A 17,345-nucleotide genomic window follows, 5' to 3' on the forward strand; every position below is an offset into this window, starting at 1 on the left:
GGAACGCCCATGCGGGAGAAGATCGCCGGCCTTGCCCGGCGCTGGCAGAGCGCCTACCGCAGCACCAGCATCCAGATGATCCTGTCGGCGTCCTTCACGGCGGTGGCGGTGCTGGGCATGGTGTTCATGGGACTGACGCTGTTCCTGCGCTTTTCCGCCACCTCCAACGCCCAGCAGTCCGAGAACAGCCAGCGGGTCCTGGCCCAGGTGAATCTGAACCTGGACAGCTACCTGCGCAGCATGATGCGGGTGTCCGACGCGGCCTACTACCACGTCATCAAGGATCTGGACCTGGCGGAGGAGGACCCCTCTTCCGAGCTGGAGCTGCTCTATGAGAGCAACCGGGACTCCCTGGTGTCCATCGCCCTGTTCTCCCAGGAGGGCAGGCTCCTGGCCGCCAGCCCCATGGGGGTGCTGAAAAACAGCGTCTCCCCGGAGCGGGAGAGCTGGTTCACCGCCGCCACGGAGCGGATCGAGAACCTCCACTTTTCCACGCCCCATGTGCAGAACCTCTTCGACGACCCGGACTACCGCTACCGCTGGGTGGTGTCCCTGAGCCGCTATACGGAGCTGACCTGGGACGGCAGCATCCAGGGCGGCGTGCTGCTGGTGGACATGAGCTTCGCCGGCATCGAGCAGATCTGCAAGGACGTGGACCTGTCCGCCTCCGGCGGCTACCTCTACCTGACCGACGACGCCGGGGAGCTGATCTACCACCCCCGTCAGCAGCTGATCTACGCGGGGCTGCTGGAGGAGAACAACCGGGCGGCCGCCGCCTACACCGACGGCACCCACACCGAGACCTTCAACGGCGAGCACCGCCAGGTGACGGTCAAAACCGTGGGCTACACGGGGTGGAAGCTAGTCAGCGTGGTGCCGGCGGAGGAGCTGCTGGACAACTACGGCCAGCTGATGCTGTTCTTCCTGTTCATCGTGCTGTTCTCCGTGTTTTTGCTGATTTTCGTGAACCTGCGCCTGTCCGAGTGGATCACCGCCCCGGTGAAGAAGCTGGACCGGGCCGTCAAGGAGCTGGAGGCCGGCGTGCAGCAGGTGGACTTCGATGTGGGCGGGCCCTATGAGGTGGAGCACCTGAGCCACTCCATCCGCTCCATGGTCTCCACCATGCGCCACCTGATGGCGGACATCGTCCAGCAGGAGGCGGAAAAGCGCCGTAGCGAGCTGGATGTGCTCCAGTCCCAGATCAACCCCCACTTCCTCTACAATACGCTGGACTCCGTGGTGTGGATGACGGAAAACGGACGCACGGAGGAGGCCACGGTGATGCTGACCAGCCTCGCCCGGCTGTTCCGGATCTCCCTGAGCCGGGGCAGCAACATCATCCCCATCGCCGACGAGCTGGAGCACGCCCGCAACTACCTCACCATCCAGAAGATGCGCTACAAAAACAAGTTCTCCGCCGTCATCGAGGCGGAGGACGGCGTGGAGAAGCTGTATACCATCAAGCTCATCGTCCAGCCCATCCTGGAAAACGCCATTTACCACGGCATGGCCTACGCCGACGGGGACGGGGAAATCCGCATCTCCGCCCGCCGGGAGGGAGACGACGTGGTCATCGACGTCACGGACAACGGCCCCGGCATGCCGGAGGAGGTGGTGGAGCGGCTGCTGGACCCGGACGCGCCCCGGGCCAACACCAATTCCAAGGGCTCCGGCATCGGGCTGCGCAACGTCCACCAGCGGATCCAGCTGAGCTTCGGCCGGCGCTACGGCCTCACCATCCACAGTGAACCCGACGCCGGGACCCGGGTGCAGATCCGCCTGCCGGCCCTGGAGAAGGTGCCGGATCAGGGGAAGGAGGGGAAGCCATGAAGCGAAAGGTCCTTTTGCAGCTGGTGGTGCCCCTGCTGAGCCTGTGCGTGCTGTTTTTGCTGCTGACCGTGGATCCGGTCCGCTCCGGCCAGCCCCAGCGGCTGCTGGAGATCTCCGTGCTCTACCGCCAGAGCGACGCGTCCGCCTGGTCCGTGGTGCGCCAGGGGATGGAGCAGGCGGCGGTGGATCTGGGCGCCGAGCTGCGCTTTCTGACCCCCGCCGGGGAGGATGTGCCGGCGGAGCAGCGGGAATTGCTGGAGCGGGAAGCGGAGACCGGAACGGACGCCATTTTGCTGATCCCGTCGGACCGGGCGGCCCTGGCGGAGACGGTGCGGGAGATCACCGCCGCCGGCACTCCGGTGGTGACGCTGGAGACCGACCTGTCCGACGCCGGTGCCCGCGCCTGTATCGGCGCCGACAACACCGCCCTGGGCGAGGCCATGGGCACCGCCGCCCTCAACGGCGCACCGGAGGGATCGCTGGTGATCCTGCTGGACACGGCGGAGGATAACGGGATCAACGACCGTATCCGGGCCGCCGAGATCCTGCTCAAGGCGGCGGGCCGCCGGGTCTACCGGTGCAGCCCCGTGGGCACGGAGACGCTGAGCGTGGCCATGGAGCGGACGCTCTCCGCCATGAGCGCCGCGGCGGTGGTGGCCTTTGACGCCGCGGACCTGGAGCAGGCCGCCGCTTTTCTGGCGGGCCGGGAGGATGCGCCGCTGCTCTACGGCGCCGGCTCCACCGCCACGGTGGCCGCCTATCTGGAGCAGAGCACCATCCTCTCCATCGCTGCTCAGAACGACTTTGCCGCCGGCTACCTGGCCGTGGGCGCCGCCGTGCGGGCCATCCAGGGCCAGAGCTATTTCCAGGTGGAGCCGCTGGAATTCGTGCTGGTGCGCCAGGAGAACATGTACGAGCCGGAAAACCAGAAGCTGCTGTTCCCGGTGACCCGCTGAGACGGCTCCCTGCGGATCTTTTGAGACAAGGAGGTCCCCCATGAGTAGACGGATGAGACGGCCCTGTTCCCTGCTGGTCCTGGCGGCGCTGCTGCTGGCCCTTTGCGGCTGCGCACCGGGCCGGGAGACCCCCACCATCCGGGTGGGCGTGGCACTGTACCTCCAGGAGGACACCTTCCTCTCCACCGTGGTCCAGAACCTGGAACAGCTGGCCCGCGCCCGGGAGGAGGCCCTGGGCGTCAAGCTGAACTTCAACATCGCCGACGCCCGCAGCTCCCAGGCCTCCCAGAACGAGCAGGTGGACCGGTTTTTGCAGCAGGGCTGCGACGTGATCTGTGTGAACCTGGTGGACCGGACCGCCGCGGCGGTGATCGTGGACAAGGCCCAGGCCGCCGGGGTGCCCATCGTCTTTTTCAACCGCCAGCCGGTGCAGGAGGATCTGGACCGCTGGGACCAGGCCTACTACGTGGGGTCCAAGGCGGACCGGGCCGGGATCCTCCAGGGCCAGATCGTGCTGGACGCCTGGCAGAAAAACACCGCCGCCCTGGACCGCAACGGCGACGGTGTGCTGCAATATGTGATGCTGGAGGGCGAGCCCGGCCATCAGGACGCCCTGCTGCGGACGGAGTACTGCGTCAAGACCCTGACAGAGGCCGGCGTGGCGGTGGAAAAGCTGGCCAGCAACAACGCCGACTGGGTCCGCGGTCAGGCCACGCTGCGGATGCAGCAGTGGCTGGAGACCTTTGGGGACACCATCGAGGTGGTGTTTTCCAACAATGACGACATGGCCCTGGGGGCCATCGACGCGTGTTTGGCCGCCGGGATGACGGAGGCGGAGCTGCCCTTCATCGTGGGGGTGGACGCCACGCCCCCGGCCCTGGAGGCTGTGGCCGCCGGGACGCTGAAGGGCACCGTTCAGAACGACGCCGCCGGTCAGGCGGAGAGCATTCTGGACCTGTGCTGCGCCCTGGCCGGAGGGCAGGATGCCGCCTCCGCTGTGGCGCTGGAGGACGGGAAGTACGTGTGGCTGGAATACACCGCCGTCACAAAGGAGAATCTGGAGGACTTTCTGCCGGAGGCGTGAGCCCCGTGGCCGCCCCTCCGCCGAAGCGGGCCTCCCGCCAGGCGGAGGGGCTTTGTCCGGTCCGCCGGCGGAACAGCCGGGAGAAGTACAGCGGGTCCTCGAATCCCGCCGACGCCGCCACCGCCCCCACCGGCAGCGCCGTGGAGGCAAGCAGCTGCCGGGCCCGCTGGAGCCGGCAGCGGGTCAGATACTCGCTGGGGGAGCACCCGTACACCGCCTGAAAGGCCCGGTAGAGATGGCTGCGGCTGAGCCGGACCTCCCGGGCCACCTCCTCCACCCCGATGGGCCGGGAGTAATTGCGCTGGATGAACTGCGCCCCCCGGCGGGCGTAGTCCGCCAGGGCCTCCTCGGGCCGGGCGGGCTCCTCCTCCATCAAAAGGCCCAGGGCCGCCTGAAGGTAGCCCGCCATCCGCACCGCGCTGGAGTAGCCGGACCCCCGGGCCTTGTAGATCTCCAGCAGCGCCTGGCGCAGCCGGTCTCCGGCCTTGGGCCGGGCCACGGGCCCTGCGGCGAACACCGTGGCGGACAGCAGCAGCGGCGCGCTGGGCCCGGCAAAGCCCACCCAGTAGTACTCCCAGGGATCCTCCGCCGCGGCCTGGTAGTGGGCGGTCTGCTCCGGCCGCACCAGGAAGGCGTCCCCGGCCTGCAGCCCCCACTGCCCCTCCCCGATCCGGCAGGTGCCCCGGCCGGAGAGGATGTAGTGGATCAGGTAGTGGTCCCGGATGCCGGGGCCCCAGCCGTAGAGCGGCGGGCACTTCTGAAAGCCCGCGTTGTACACCGCCAGGGACAGCTCCGGCCGCTGGGCCGTCTTGAAGGAGTGCTTGAAATCCCGTGTCATGGCTGCATGCCTCCCCTGTGATATCCTCTGGGGACAGCATACCGCCATTTGGGGCGCTTTGCAACAAAAATCCATAAAGGAGACACGGAAATGAATGGAAAATCCCCCCGGCATTTGATAGCTTAAGAGCAGAAAGAACGACAACAGGAGGGCAACGCTATGGAACATCAGACCCTGGAACAGTCCCTGCGCTCCGGCGCCCTGGACCAGCGGCTCGCCGCCGTGTACGGCGCTGAGGGACTGGCCGCCGCCAAGGAGCGGTGCGCCGTGGCCGCCGCAGGCTTCACCAAGACCTTTGAGAGCCTGCCGGAGGCATTTTTCTCCGCCCCCGGCCGCACGGAGCTGGGCGGCAACCACACCGACCACCAGCACGGCCGGGTCCTGGCCGCCGCCGTGGACCTGGACATCCTGGCCGCCGCCGCCCCCAACCAGAGCGGCATGCTGCGCATCCAGTCCCAGGGCTACCCCATGATCGTGGTGGACCTGCGGGAGCTGACTCCCCAGAGCGGCGAGGAGAACACCTCCGCCGCATTGATCCGGGGCGTGGCCGCCCGGATGGCCGCCCTGGGCTGCCCCCTGACGAACGCCGGCCTGGACGCCTACGTCATCTCCGACGTGCCCGGCGGCAGCGGCCTCAGCTCCTCCGCCGCCTTTGAGGTGCTGATCGGCACTATGCTGGGTGAGCTGTTCTGGGACGGCAAGTGCTCCGCCGTGGAGATCGCCCAGATCGGCCAGTACGCCGAAAACGTCTTTTTCGGCAAGCCCTGCGGCCTCATGGACCAGACCGCCTCCTCCGTGGGCGGCGTGGTGGCCATCGACTTCGCCGACACCGCCAGCCCCGTGGTGGACAGCATCGCCCTGGACCTCCACGCCCAGGGGTACGCCCTGTGCATTCTGGACTCCGGCGCGGATCACGCGGACCTGACCGGCGAGTACGCCGCCATCACCGACGAGCTCAAGGCCGTGTGCCGGTGCTTCGGAAAGGAGGTCCTCCGGGAGGTGCCGGAGGCGGAGTTCCTGGCCGAGCTGCCCCGGGTGCGGCAGACTGCCGGGGACCGGGGCGTGCTGCGGGCCTTCCACGTCTACGCCGAAAACCGCCGGGCGGCGGCCCAGGCCGAGGCCCTGCGCAAGGGGGACTTCGAGGGCTACCTGGATCTGGTCCGCCAGTCCGGCCGGTCCTCCGCCATGTATTTGCAGAACGTGGTGCCCACCGGCGCCGCGGAGCACCAGGAGCTGATGGTGACCCTGGCGCTGTGCGAGGCCATTCTGAACGGCCGGGGCGCCGTCCGGGTCCACGGCGGCGGCTTCGGCGGCACCGCCCAGGCCTACGTGCCCCTGGATCTGTTGGAGGAATTCAAGACCCGGACCGAGGCGGTCCTGGGTCAGGGCAGCTGCCATGTGGTGACCATCCGCCCGGTGGGCGGCGTCCGCCTTGGCTGAGAGGAAGGAGAGAACGACATGATCGATGCAAGCGTTGCGGCCCTGGTCCAGTACGCCGTGGACAAGGGGCTCATCGAGGAGTGCGACCGCACCTGGGCGGAAAACCGGGTGCTGGGGGCTCTGGGCATCAGCGCGTATGACCGGCCGGAGACCGTCCCGGCCATGGAGCTGGAGGAGATCCTAAAGACCCTGCTGGACGACGCCGAGGCCCGGGGCGTCATCTCCGGCGGCGTCACTGAGCGGGACCTGCTGGACACGGAGCTCATGGGCCGGCTCACCCCCCGCCCCTCCCAGGTGATCGGGGAATTCAAGGAAAAGCTGGCCCAGTCCCCCAAGGCCGCCACCGACTGGTTCTACGGTTTCTGCCAGGACACCGACTACATCCGCCGCTACCGCATCGCCCGGGACGTGAAGTGGGTCACCCCCACGGCCTACGGCGACCTGGACATCACCATCAACCTCTCCAAGCCGGAGAAGGACCCCAAGGCCATCGCCGCCGCCCGCACCGCGGCCCAGAGCGGCTATCCCAAGTGCCAGCTGTGCCGGGAGAACGAGGGCTACGCCGGCCGCATGAACCACCCCGCCCGGCAGAACCACCGCATCATCCCCATCACCATTGACGGGCAGGACTGGTTCTTCCAGTACAGCCCCTACGTCTACTACAACGAGCACTGCATCGTCTTTAACGGCCGCCATGTGCCCATGAAGATCGACCGCTCCGCCTTCCGCAAGCTCCTGGACTTCGTGGTCCAGTTCCCCCACTACTTTGTGGGCTCCAACGCGGACCTGCCCATCGTAGGCGGCTCCATCCTGAGCCACGACCACTTCCAGGGCGGCCACTACACCTTCGCCATGGAGCGGGCGGAGATCGAAAAGGCCGTCTCCTTCCCCGGCTTTGAGGACGTGACCGCCGGCATCGTCAAGTGGCCCATGTCCGTCATCCGCCTGCGCTGCGCCGACGACAAGCGCCTGGTGGACCTGGCGGAGAAGATCCTCACCGCCTGGCGGGCTTACTCCGACCCGGCCGCCGGCATCTACGCCGAGACCGACGGCGAGTCCCACAACACCATCACCCCCATCGCCCGGCGGCGGGGGGATCAGTATGAGCTGGACCTGGTGCTGCGGAACAACCTCACCACCGAGGAGTTCCCCTTGGGCGTGTTCCACCCCCACCAGGAGCTCCACCACATCAAGAAGGAGAACATCGGCCTCATCGAGGTCATGGGCCTGGCCGTGCTGCCCTCCCGCCTCAAGAGCGAGCTTTCCCAGCTGGCGGACGTGCTGGTGCAGGGCGGCGACCTCCGCGCCGACGAGGCCATCGCCAAGCACGCCGACTGGGCGGAGGAGCTCAAGAAGCGCTACACCTTCACGGCGGACAACGTCATGGACATCCTGCACACCGAGGTGGGCCGGGTGTTCGCCCGGGTGCTGGAGGACGCCGGCGTCTACAAGTGCACTTCCGAGGGCCGCTTGGCCTTCGAGCGGTTTATCAACAGCGTGAAATAAGGAGGAGTACGATATGAAAACGATCCTTGTCGCCGGCGGCGCCGGCTACATCGGCAGCCACATGGTGGCGCTTCTCAAGGAGCGGGGCATCAACACCGTGGTGGCGGACAACCTGCGCACCGGTCACTGGCAGGCCGTCAAGGGCGGCGTGAAGCTGTACGTGGGCGACCTGCGGGACGCGGCCTTCCTGGACCGCATCTTCACTGAGAACGACATCGACGGCGTCATCAACTTCGCCGCCTTCTCCCTGGTGGGTGAGAGCGTCACCGACCCTCTGAAGTACTACGGCAACAACGTGGCCGGGTCCCAGTCCATGCTGACCGCCATGAAGAACCACGGCGTGAAGCGCATCGTGTTCTCCTCCACCGCCGCCACCTACGGTGAGCCGGAGAAGCAGCCCATCGAGGAGACCGACCGCACCGAGCCCACCAACCCCTACGGCGCCAGCAAGCTGGCCATCGAGGGCATGCTCAAGTGGTGCGATAAGGCCTACGGCATCCGCTACGCCGCCCTGCGCTACTTCAACGCCGCCGGCGCCAACACCGATGTGGGCATCGGCGAGGACCACAACCCCGAGTCCCACCTGATCCCCCTGGTGCTCAAGACCGCCCTGGGTCAGCGGGACCACATCGGCATCTTCGGCGACGACTATCCCACCGCCGACGGCACCTGCATCCGGGACTACATCCACGTCCGCGACCTGGTGGAGGCCCACCTGCTGGCCCTGGAGTATCTGGAGAAGGGCGGCGAGAGCGGCGCGTTCAACCTGGGCAGCGGCGACGGCTACTCCGTTAAGGAGATCATCGACACCGCCCGCAAGGTCACCGGCAAAGAGATCCCCGCCGTGGTGGAGCCCCGCCGTGCCGGCGACCCCTCCGTGCTGATCGCCTCCAACCACAAGGCCGCCGAGGTCCTGGGCTGGACGCCCAAGCGGGGCCTGGAGGAGATCATCGCCGACGCCTGGGCCTGGCACTCCAGCCATCCCAATGGCTACGAGGGCTGAGCCATGTGCGAGACCACGCCCTTCGGCACCCTGGAGGGACAGGATATCCCCCTGATCCGCCTGCGGAAGGGAGACATCCAGGTGGAGCTGCTGCCCTTCGGGGCCGCCGTCCGGGCCATCCGCGTCCCCGACCGGCAGGGCCGGGCCACGGACATCTGCCTGGGCTATGACCGTGTGGAGGACTACCGGGACCGCGACGCCTGCTTCGGCGGCACCATCGGCCGCTGCGCCAACCGCATCGGCGGGGCCGCCTTCACCCTGAACGGCCGGACCTTCCGCCTGACCGCCAACGAGGGGGCCAACCAGCTCCACGGCGGCGTGGTGGGCTTTCACAAGAAGCTCTGGCGCTTCACCTGTGCCCCCGGCGCCGTCACCTTTGCGCTGGACTCCCCCGACGGGGAGGAGGGCTTCCCCGGCAATGTCCACGCGGAGGTCACCTACGCCCTCTCCGGCGACACCCTGACCGTGGACTACCGGGCCGTCAGCGACGCCGACACGGTGGTGAACCTCACCAACCACGCCTACTTCAACCTGGCCGGCCACGACGGCGGACCGGTGTCGGACCATACGCTGACGGTCCGCGCCGAGGCCTACACCCCCGCGGGAGCGGGCAACGTCCCCACCGGGGAGATCGCTCCGGTGGCGGGCACGCCGCTGGACCTGCGCAGCGGCGCGGTCCTGGGCGACCGGCTGGGTGATCCCTTCCTGGCGGCCAGCCGGGGCTATGACCACAACTACGTGCTGGACCGGGGCGGCGCTCCGGCGGCGGAGCTGTGGTGCCCCCGGACCGGCATCGGCCTGGAACTTTCCACGTCTCTTCCCGGCATGCAGCTCTATACCGCGGGCTTTCTGACCGAGCGGACCGGCAAGTCCGGCGCCGTCTACGGCCCCGGCCACGCGGTGTGCCTGGAGCCCCAGTTCTTCCCCGACGCAGTGAACCACGCGAACTTCCCCTCCCCCGTCCTCCGGGCCGGGGCGGAGTACCGCCAGACCATCCGCTACCGGTTCTTCGTCCGGTGAGACCGCGGTTCCCAACTGTGCGTGCATTCCCTTTGTGTGTGTAAAAATAGAGGCCAGCGCCCCCGCCGAAAGGCGGGGGCGCCGGCGTTTGATGCCGATTTATGGGAAAACGGTCATTCTTCCAGCAGATGGCACAGCTGCTGAAGCGCTGCGGCGGAGGCGGCATAGTCTTTGACGCTCTCCAGAGGCTCCATGTTGATATTGAGAGCGGTGCTGTACGCTTTCGCCATTTCCCCCACCATGGCATTCGTTTCTTCCAGGGATACCGTGTGGGTCTGGACCACGCCGTCAACGGTGCAGCGCCAGGAGACCTGCTCCAGATTTTCGACCAGGGCCAAAAGAAGCACCGACACCGTGCGCATCTGCTGGCGAAGCTCCGCGGCGTTTACTGTTCCCTGGGAAAAGTCCATCAGCAGGCCGTAGGGCTGGCTGCTGGTCTGAAGAGAGAGGGTGTAGGTGTCCAGAGGACCGTACCAGAAGGAAAGGTCACTGAGCAGCGCTCCCACGGCGGAGGCATTCCCCACATAGGGGGTCTTTTTGGAAAAGAGGGCGGTTGTGCAGGCGTCAATGTTGGTCCCATCCTGCCAGATCAGGCGGCCGCAGAGGTACACCTCCTCCACCCCCTCCAGCGGTACGCTGAGTTTGGCGGAAGCGGCGTGATGGAGGGGGGACACCAGCCCCTCCCGGGCGGTGATGGTCGCGATGCCGTCCGCTGTCTCCGTTTTCCAGCCCCAGTAGGTGTTGGCGGAGACCGCGGAGGCGACCTCCACATGCAAGGTTCCGCCGTCGTCCCAGACACCCATGGCCATGGTATCCGCCGAGGCGGGAGAGCCGATCACAAACACCTTGGCCGCCAGGGCCCCCGCCAGCACCAACACCGTCAAAAGCACCGCCAGCACCACCCGCTTCCAGCTGCGGCGCTTCACCTTTTTGAGGTAGTCCACCTCCTTGGCGGTCTCCGCTTCCTGCTCCGGCTCCGGGGCGCGCATGGCGTCGAGGCGGGCGGCACAGTCCGGACAGCCGGCCAGATGCCGCTCCACGGCCTCATTGGTCTCCGGGGCCGTCAAATGCTCGGCGTAGGCGGGCAGCAGGTCCCGCACCACGGCGCAGGTCAGATCATTCTTCATCCCATTCACCTCCGTTTTTCAGCCGCTCCTTGCAGCGGTAATAGGTCACCCGGGCCCAGGTCTCGGTCCTGCCCAGCACCGCTCCAATCTCCCGGAAGCTGAGATTTCCGAAGATCCGCAGGTACACCACCTCCCGGCCCGGCTCCGGCAGACCGTGGACCCGGCGCAGGAGGTCCAGCCGCCCGGACTGGTCCAGCACCTCCTCCTCGGCGGAGGGCAGGGGCGGCAGGGCCCCCTCCTCCTCCGGCAGGGGCGTCTCCCGCCGCTGCTTGCGCAGGTGCTGGTAAAAGAGGTGCTTTGCGATCTGGCACAGCCAGGTGGACACCTGGCAGGACCCGTCAAAGCGGCCGATGGACCGGACCGCCTGGTAAAAGGTCTCCTGGGTCAGCTCCTCCGCCGTGTGGGGGTCGTGACACAGGGAGAGCAGGTATTTGTACACCGTCGCGGCGTGGCGGCGGTAGATGTCGTCCATGGGTTCCACGGCGGTCCTCCCTCCCTTCTGTCCATGTATCCCCGGCGGGGGCGGTTCGTTACACCGGCGCAAAAATTTTTTGAAAAGCGCCCCTCCGGGAGATGCCGGAAGGGCGCTGTATGCAAAGACACACCGGACGCCGTCCGGCGCGGAGGCTCACTCCAGAGCCGTGGCCTCGAACATCTCGTCGAAGGAGCGGATGTAGTAGTCCGCCAGCTGCCGCAGCTCCGCCTGGTCGTCCTCGGCGGCGGGGTCGTACACCGCCGCCACCCGGAACCCGGCGGCCTTAGCGGTGCGGACGGCGTGGAGGGCGTCCTCGAAGATCACGGTGTCCTTCTTGTTGGACTGGAGCCGCCGCATGGCCCGCTCGTAGATCTCCGGGCTCTCCTCCTTGCCCCGGGCCACGTCGGCGCTGGTGACGATCCCCCGGAAGTAGCCGTCGATCCCGGCATGGCGCAGGGCGGCCTGGGCCAGGTGGCGGTCCGTGGCGGTGGCCACGTACATCCACACCCCCTCCATCTTCAGCAGGGACAAAAATTTCTGCACGCCGGGCTTGGCCTGGACCTCACTGTGGTAGAAGTCGTCCACCCGCCGCTCCAGCATGGCCATCAGCTCCTCCTCCGAGGCGTCCAGGTGGTAGGTCTCCCGGCAGTAGACGACGCCCTGACGCAGCGTCATGGGCTTGAGCCGCTCCAGCAGGTCCGGCGCGGGCTCCACGCCGAAGTGCCGCAGCAGTCCTGTCCCCAGCCCCTGCCACATGGGCATGGAGTCCAGCAGCGTTCCGTCCATATCAAAAATCGCGCTTTGCAGTCTCATGAAATGGTTCCTTTCTTTCCGTACCGTCTCCAGACATTGCATCCATTGTAGCACTGTGCTACCATAAAAGGCAATGAAAAGACGAAAAAAGGAGGCGGTCCCATGCGGCTGTTCGCGGCCATCCGGTTCTCTCCGGCGGTGGAGGAGGCCCTCTGGGCGGCGATGGGAGACCTGCGATGCCGGGGCGCGGGCACCTTCACCCGGCGGGAGAACCTGCACCTGACGCTGGCCTTTATCGGGGAGACGGACCGGCTGGCAGAGGTAAAGGCCGCCCTGGCGGCCCTGGCGGGCAGTGGGCCCGTCCCGCTGGAGGCAGGCGGCCCCCTGGGCCGGTTCGGGGATCTCTGGTGGGCCGGCATCCGGGGCGGACCGGCGCTGGAGGCCCTGGCCGGGGCGGCCCAGACCGCCCTGCGGGCGGCGGGCTTTCCCATCGAGCGCCGGGCCTGGAGGCCCCACGTGACCCTGGTGCGCCGGTGGCGGGGGCCCGTTCCCGAGACGCAGGTGGCCCCGGCGGCCATGACAGCGGAGCGGATCAGCCTCATGCGCTCGGACCGGGTGGACGGGCGGCTCATCTACACGGAGGCGTTCTCCGTCAGACTGTAAACTGAGAAAAGAAAGCGCGGGCGGGACCCTTCGGTCCCGCCCGCGCGGTGTTTTATGGCGCTGCGGCACTCAGCAGAGCTTGGCGCCCGCGGGGAAACAGGCGAAGCGCCGCCGGGGGCGGAAACAGCGAGCCTGTTTCGAGGAAGCGGCACGATTGGCGGGCATCGCAGGTGCCCGGGAATCGTCCTGCCGCGACGGTGGGGGCTGTACCGGAGGGACCGGCGCACTCAGCAGAGCTTGGCACCGGCGGGGATGGAATCATCCACCATCAGCAGGTGCAGCTTCTCCTCGCCCTTTTCCGTATGGACGGCGGAGATCAGCATGCCCTGGCTCTCCTGGCCCATCATCTTCCGGGGCGGCAGGTTCACGATGGCCACCAGGGTCTTGCCGATGAGGTCCTCCGGCTCATAGAACTTGTGGATGCCGGAGAGGATCTGCCGGTCGGTGCCGGTGCCGTCGTCCAGGATGAACTTGAGCAGCTTCTCGCTCTTCTTCACCGCCTCGCAGGACTTGACCTTCACCACCCGGAAGTCGGACTTGCAGAAAGTGTCGAAGTCCACGGTCTCGGTCAGCTGGGGCTCCAGCTCGATGTCCGGCAGGGCGGCCTTTTTGGCGGCGGCCGCGGCGGCCTCCAGCTCCTCGATGGCCTTGTCCACGTCGATCCGGGGGAAGAGGTTCTCGCCCTTGGTGACGGCGGCGGTCTCGCTGAGGCTGCCCCAGGCGGCGGCGCTGTCCCAGGTGCGGATCTCAGCGGGGGCGCCGATCTGGGCAAAGAGCTTGTCGCAGCTGCCCGGCATGAAGGGGCTCAGCAGCACGCCGCAGATCCGGGCGGTCTCCAGGAGGTTATAGAGCACGTGGGCAAGACGGGCGCCATTTTTCTCCATGTCCTTGGCCAGGACCCAGGGGGCGCACTCGTCGATATACTTGTTGGCCCGCTGGATGACCTTGAACACCTCGTCCAATGCCTTGTGGGGGGCGAAGGACTCCATGGCCTCCTCGTACCGGTTCCGCAGACCGGAGGCCAGGGAGATCAGCTCCGTGTCGTAGGGCTCTGGGGCGGCACAGGTCTTGCAGCCGGCGGGCAGCTGTCCGCCGAAGTACTTGCCCGCCATGGCGGTGGTGCGGCTGACCAGGTTGCCCAGGTCGTTGGCAAGGTCGGTGTTGATGGTCTGGATCAGCAGCTCATTGGAGAAGTTGCCGTCGGAGCCGAAGGGGAAGGTCCGCATCAGGAAGAAACGCAGGGCGTCCACGCCGAACTTCTCCGCGAGAATGTAGGGGTCCACCACGTTGCCCTTGGACTTGGACATCTTGCCGCCGTCCAGCAGCAGCCAGCCGTGGCCGAACACGTGCTTGGGAAGCGGCATCTCCATGCTCATCAGCATGGCGGGCCAGATGATGGAGTGGAACCGGACGATCTCCTTGCCCACGATGTGGACGTCGGCGGGCCAGTAGTGGTCGTAGTCGTCGTACTTGTCGTTGAAGAGGCCCAGGGCGGTGGTGTAGTTGAACAGGGCGTCCACCCACACGTAGACCACATGGCCCGGGTCAAAGTCCACGGGGATGCCCCAGGTGAAGCTGGTCCGGGACACGCACAGGTCCTCAAGACCCGGCTTGATGAAGTTGTTGACCATCTCGTTGACCCGGGACCGGGGCTGGAGGAAGTCGGTGTTCTCCAGCAGGTCCTGGATGCGGTCGGCGTACTTGCTCAGCCGGAAGAAGTAGGCCTCCTCCTCGGCGTCCTGGACCTCCCGGCCGCAGTCGGGGCACTTGCCGTCCACCAGCTGGCTCTCGGTCCAGAAGGACTCGCAGGGCTTGCAGTACTTGCCCTTGTAGGTGCCCTTATAGATATCGCCCTTCTCGTACATCTTCCGGAAGATCTTCTGGACGGAGGCGACATGGTAGTCGTCGGTGGTGCGGATGAAGCGGTCGTTGGAAATGTTCATCAGCTTCCACAGGTCCAGCACGCCGGCGGGACCCTCCACGATCCGGTCCACAAATTCCTTGGGGGTGACGCCGGCCTCCTTGGCCTTGTCCTCGATCTTCTGGCCGTGCTCGTCGGTGCCGGTGAGGAACATGACGTCCTCGCCCTTGAGCCGGTGATACCGGGCCAGGGCGTCGGTGGCCACGGTGCAGTAGGTGTGGCCGATGTGGAGCTTGTCGGAGGGATAGTAGATGGGGGTGGTGAGATAGAATTTCTTCTTGTCCATGGGGTTCTCCTTCTTTCACGGCCGCTCCGAATGGAAGAGGGCCGGTATTGACAACATATTTATTATACACGCTTCGCCGGGAAATTACAATGGGTCCCCCGTGGGCGGCGCGTCCCGGTCCGCCAGGGAGCCCCGGCGCTTCCACCGGCCGGAGAGGTAGTAGATCACCGTGGCGGCGAAGCCCGCGGCCCAGCCCACGCCGAAGCCGTAGTACATGAATTCCGGTCCGAAGCGGTTGGCCATGAGATACACGGAGGGCACCCGCAGCAAGATCAGGGACAGCACCGTGTTCACCATGGGAAATACGCTCTCTCCCGCGCCCCGCATGGCGTTGTTGAGGGTGAAGAACACGGCGAAGAGCACGTAGAAGGGCATGATGCCTCGCAGGTACGCCGTTCCGGCCTGGATCACGGCGCCGGTCTCCGAGAAAAAGCCGATCAGGGCGGGGCCCAGGGGGATCAGCACCGCCGCCATGATCACGGACCACGCCACCGCCGACACGACGCCCACCCGGACGCCCTTCCGGGCCCGGCCCTCCCGCCGGGCGCCCATGTTCTGGCCCACGAAGGCGGTCAGGGCGTTGGACAGGCTCTGGACCGGCAGAAAAGCCATCTGGTCCACCTTGTAGCCCACGTTGTACCCGGCGGTGTAGGCCTCGCCGTAGGAGTTGACCTTGCTCATGATGACCATGGACCCCACCGCCACCAGCGACATCTGGATGCCCGCCGGCAGGCCGATGCCCATGATCTGGCGGAACAGCTGCCGGTCGAACCGGCGGGAGAAGGGGTGAATGGCGATCTGGGGATAGCGGCGGTTGATGTAAAAGAGGCCGAAGAGCCAGGAGAAGGCCTGGGAGATGATGGTGCCCAGCGCCACGCCCAGGACCCCCAGCCCCGCCCACAGCACCAGCGTCAGGTCCAGGATAATGTTCAGCACGGCGGCGGTGGCCAGAAACAGCAGTGTGGAGCGGCTGTTGCCAAGGCCGCCCAGGATGCCGGCGTTGAGGTTGTAGCCGATGGTGCCGATGAGCCCGGCGCAGACCACCATGAGATACACCCAGGCGTCGTGGTAAGCGCTCTGGTCCACCCGCAGCAGCCACAAAATGGGCTCCACCGCCAGCAGGGCCAGCGCCGTCACCGGCACGGCAGCCCAGACGAAGGCGGTGTAGATGGTGTCCACCGCGTCCCGGACCCGGTCCAGCTTCCCGGCGCCGTAGAACTGGGCAATGACCACGGTGCCGCCGCCCGAAAGTCCCATAAAAAGCGACGTGAACATGAAGATCACCGAGAACCCCACGCCCACGGCGGCCAGGGCCGAGTCCCCCACGTACTGGCCCACCACCCAGCTGTCCACCATGTTGTACAGCTGCTGGAGGAAGCTCCCCGCCAGAAGGGGCAGGGCAAAGGCAAAGATATGGCCGGCCACGCCGCCGGCGGTCATGTTCCGCAGGCCGGACTGATGCGCCATGGCGTCCGCCTCCCTTCCGGAATTTCTTATCTTTACTGTACACGTTTTGCCCCCGCAGGGCAATATTGTTTTTTCCCGGGAAATCCGCTACAATGGGAAAAAACAACGCGGAGGAACTGTATATGCGACTGGTATCCTGGAACGTCAACGGCCTGCGGGCCTGCCTGGGGAAGGGCTTTCTGGACTTCTGCGCCGTCTCCGGCGCCGACGTGATCTGCCTCCAGGAGACGAAGATGCGCCCGGAGCAGGCCGAGTTCGACCTGCCGGGCTTTCACCGCTACTGGAACAGTGCCGACAAGGCCGGCTACTCCGGCACCGCCGTCTTTACCAAGGAGGAGCCCCTGGCCGTCACCTATGACTTCGGTATCGATGCGCACCGTCACGAGGGCCGGGTCATCACGGCGGAGTACCCGGCGTTTTTCTTGGTGTGCTGCTACACCCCCAACTCCAAGGACCAGCTGGCCCGGCTGGACTACCGCATGGCCTGGGAGGACGACATCCGGGACTATCTCCTGGAGCTGGACGGGAAAAAGCCCGTGGTCTACTGCGGGGACTTGAACGTGGCTCATCAGGAGATCGACATCAAGAACCCCGGCCCCAACCGCCGCAACCCCGGCTTCACCGACGAGGAGCGCCAGAAGATGACCAGGCTGCTGGACAGCGGCTTCGTGGACACCTTCCGCTATCTGTACCCCGACAAGACCGGGGCCTACTCCTGGTGGAGCTACCGCTTCAACGCCCGGAAGAACAACGCCGGGTGGCGGATCGACTATTTTCTCGTCTCGGAGCGGCTGAAAGAGAAGATCCGAAACGCCGACATCTGGAGCGAGGTGCTGGGCAGCGACCACTGCCCGGTGATGCTGGAGCTGGACGTGTGAGATCCAAAGGCGGTTCGGCGGTCTGATACTGGACATTTCCCGCTGGAGCGTGTATAACAGGGAGCGAATGAACCGGCTCCGCGGAGCCGGAATGTGCA

At 66.5% G+C, this 17,345-nt stretch carries 15 protein-coding genes; 9 read left to right on the forward strand and 6 right to left on the reverse strand.

What is annotated here, in order from left to right; all coding sequences use genetic code 11:
- Window positions 1–9 precede the first annotated feature (9 nt).
- Genes KFE19_09935 through KFE19_09945 form a run of 3 tightly spaced genes read left to right on the forward strand, consistent with a single transcriptional unit; the run spans window position 10 to window position 3,870 of the window.
- Window positions 10–1,830, forward strand: coding sequence for a sensor histidine kinase (locus KFE19_09935; protein ID QUO36749.1), 1,821 nt, complete (start codon window positions 10–12; stop codon window positions 1,828–1,830).
- A complete protein-coding gene (locus KFE19_09940; protein QUO36750.1) occupies window positions 1,827–2,786 on the forward strand; it encodes a substrate-binding domain-containing protein in 960 nt (319 codons plus the stop codon). The genes KFE19_09935 and KFE19_09940 overlap by 4 nt, the downstream gene beginning before the upstream one ends.
- Before the next feature lie 40 nt (window positions 2,787–2,826).
- Window positions 2,827–3,870, forward strand: coding sequence for a galactose ABC transporter substrate-binding protein (locus tag KFE19_09945; protein ID QUO36751.1), 1,044 nt, complete (start codon window positions 2,827–2,829; stop codon window positions 3,868–3,870).
- Here KFE19_09945 and KFE19_09950 read toward each other — a convergent pair.
- Entirely contained in the window at window positions 3,830–4,708 is an 879-nt protein-coding gene (locus KFE19_09950; GenBank protein QUO36752.1) for an AraC family transcriptional regulator, read from the reverse strand. The genes KFE19_09945 and KFE19_09950 overlap by 41 nt on opposite strands.
- Window positions 4,709–4,867: 159 nt before the next feature.
- Here KFE19_09950 and KFE19_09955 point away from each other — a divergent pair, with 159 nt between their 5' ends.
- The 4 genes from KFE19_09955 to KFE19_09970 are packed head-to-tail and all read left to right on the forward strand — an operon-like array spanning window position 4,868 to window position 9,677.
- Window positions 4,868–6,148 carry a galactokinase gene (locus KFE19_09955; GenBank protein QUO36753.1) on the forward strand — a complete coding sequence of 427 codons (1,281 nt, stop codon included), beginning with the start codon at window positions 4,868–4,870 and terminating at the stop codon, window positions 6,146–6,148.
- A gap of 18 nt (window positions 6,149–6,166) precedes the next feature.
- Window positions 6,167–7,654, forward strand: coding sequence for a UDP-glucose--hexose-1-phosphate uridylyltransferase (gene galT / locus KFE19_09960; protein QUO36754.1), 1,488 nt, complete (start codon window positions 6,167–6,169; stop codon window positions 7,652–7,654).
- 13 nt (window positions 7,655–7,667) lie between these two features.
- Window positions 7,668–8,657 (forward strand): UDP-glucose 4-epimerase GalE, encoded by a 990-nt coding sequence (gene galE, locus KFE19_09965; GenBank protein QUO36755.1) that lies wholly within the window; start codon window positions 7,668–7,670, stop codon window positions 8,655–8,657.
- A 3-nt stretch (window positions 8,658–8,660) separates the two neighbouring features.
- The gene (locus KFE19_09970) at window positions 8,661–9,677 is read left to right on the forward strand and encodes a galactose mutarotase (protein QUO36756.1); all 1,017 of its coding nucleotides are present in this window, start codon (window positions 8,661–8,663) and stop codon (window positions 9,675–9,677) included.
- Window positions 9,678–9,790: 113 nt separating this feature from the next.
- Here the strand turns inward: KFE19_09970 and KFE19_09975 are convergent, their stop codons facing one another.
- The 3 genes from KFE19_09975 to KFE19_09985 all read right to left on the reverse strand — a co-directional run bounded on the left by KFE19_09975 (window position 9,791) and on the right by KFE19_09985 (window position 12,092).
- A complete protein-coding gene (locus tag KFE19_09975) occupies window positions 9,791–10,804 on the reverse strand; it encodes a DUF4825 domain-containing protein (GenBank protein QUO36757.1) in 1,014 nt (337 codons plus the stop codon).
- On the reverse strand, window positions 10,794–11,285 hold the full coding sequence (locus KFE19_09980; GenBank protein QUO36758.1) for a sigma-70 family RNA polymerase sigma factor: 492 nt from the start codon (window positions 11,283–11,285) through the stop codon (window positions 10,794–10,796). Before KFE19_09980 ends, KFE19_09975 begins: the two co-directional genes overlap by 11 nt.
- A gap of 147 nt (window positions 11,286–11,432) precedes the next feature.
- Window positions 11,433–12,092, reverse strand: coding sequence for an HAD family phosphatase (locus KFE19_09985; protein ID QUO36759.1), 660 nt, complete (start codon window positions 12,090–12,092; stop codon window positions 11,433–11,435).
- A 102-nt stretch (window positions 12,093–12,194) separates the two neighbouring features.
- Between KFE19_09985 and thpR the strand changes: the two genes are divergently transcribed.
- A complete protein-coding gene (gene thpR, locus KFE19_09990; protein QUO36760.1) occupies window positions 12,195–12,695 on the forward strand; it encodes an RNA 2',3'-cyclic phosphodiesterase in 501 nt (166 codons plus the stop codon).
- Window positions 12,696–12,922: 227 nt separating this feature from the next.
- Here thpR and metG read toward each other — a convergent pair whose 3' ends face one another.
- Window positions 12,923–14,902: a methionine--tRNA ligase gene (gene metG, locus KFE19_09995; protein QUO36761.1), complete on the reverse strand. Its 1,980-nt coding sequence runs from the start codon at window positions 14,900–14,902 to the stop codon at window positions 12,923–12,925.
- 84 nt (window positions 14,903–14,986) lie between these two features.
- Window positions 14,987–16,369 (reverse strand): MATE family efflux transporter, encoded by a 1,383-nt coding sequence (locus tag KFE19_10000; GenBank protein ID QUO36762.1) that lies wholly within the window; start codon window positions 16,367–16,369, stop codon window positions 14,987–14,989.
- Window positions 16,370–16,491: 122 nt separating this feature from the next.
- On the opposite strand from KFE19_10000, the gene xth reads away from it, so the two are divergent.
- Window positions 16,492–17,247, forward strand: a complete 756-nt coding sequence (xth, locus tag KFE19_10005; GenBank protein ID QUO36763.1) for an exodeoxyribonuclease III — start codon at window positions 16,492–16,494, stop codon at window positions 17,245–17,247.
- The last annotated feature ends 98 nt before the right edge of the window (window positions 17,248–17,345 follow it).

Source organism: Dysosmobacter sp. Marseille-Q4140 (assembly GCA_018228705.1).
Lineage (GTDB): Bacteria > Bacillota > Clostridia > Oscillospirales > Oscillospiraceae > Oscillibacter.

Excerpts from the sequence above, each read along its gene's own strand:
- KFE19_09935 (QUO36749.1), top strand. The coding sequence starts at position 10 with ATGCGGGAGAAGATCGCCGGCCTTGCCCGGCGCTGGCAGAGCGCCTAC.
- KFE19_09940 (QUO36750.1), top strand. The coding sequence starts at position 1,827 with ATGAAGCGAAAGGTCCTTTTGCAGCTGGTGGTGCCCCTGCTGAGCCTG.
- KFE19_09945 (QUO36751.1), top strand. The coding sequence starts at position 2,827 with ATGAGTAGACGGATGAGACGGCCCTGTTCCCTGCTGGTCCTGGCGGCG.
- KFE19_09950 (QUO36752.1), bottom strand. The coding sequence starts at position 4,708 with ATGACACGGGATTTCAAGCACTCCTTCAAGACGGCCCAGCGGCCGGAG.
- KFE19_09955 (QUO36753.1), top strand. The coding sequence starts at position 4,868 with ATGGAACATCAGACCCTGGAACAGTCCCTGCGCTCCGGCGCCCTGGAC.
- galT (QUO36754.1), top strand. The coding sequence starts at position 6,167 with ATGATCGATGCAAGCGTTGCGGCCCTGGTCCAGTACGCCGTGGACAAG.
- galE (QUO36755.1), top strand. The coding sequence starts at position 7,668 with ATGAAAACGATCCTTGTCGCCGGCGGCGCCGGCTACATCGGCAGCCAC.
- KFE19_09970 (QUO36756.1), top strand. The coding sequence starts at position 8,661 with ATGTGCGAGACCACGCCCTTCGGCACCCTGGAGGGACAGGATATCCCC.
- KFE19_09975 (QUO36757.1), bottom strand. The coding sequence starts at position 10,804 with ATGAAGAATGATCTGACCTGCGCCGTGGTGCGGGACCTGCTGCCCGCC.
- KFE19_09985 (QUO36759.1), bottom strand. The coding sequence starts at position 12,092 with ATGAGACTGCAAAGCGCGATTTTTGATATGGACGGAACGCTGCTGGAC.
- thpR (QUO36760.1), top strand. The coding sequence starts at position 12,195 with ATGCGGCTGTTCGCGGCCATCCGGTTCTCTCCGGCGGTGGAGGAGGCC.
- metG (QUO36761.1), bottom strand. The coding sequence starts at position 14,902 with ATGGACAAGAAGAAATTCTATCTCACCACCCCCATCTACTATCCCTCC.
- KFE19_10000 (QUO36762.1), bottom strand. The coding sequence starts at position 16,369 with ATGGCGCATCAGTCCGGCCTGCGGAACATGACCGCCGGCGGCGTGGCC.
- xth (QUO36763.1), top strand. The coding sequence starts at position 16,492 with ATGCGACTGGTATCCTGGAACGTCAACGGCCTGCGGGCCTGCCTGGGG.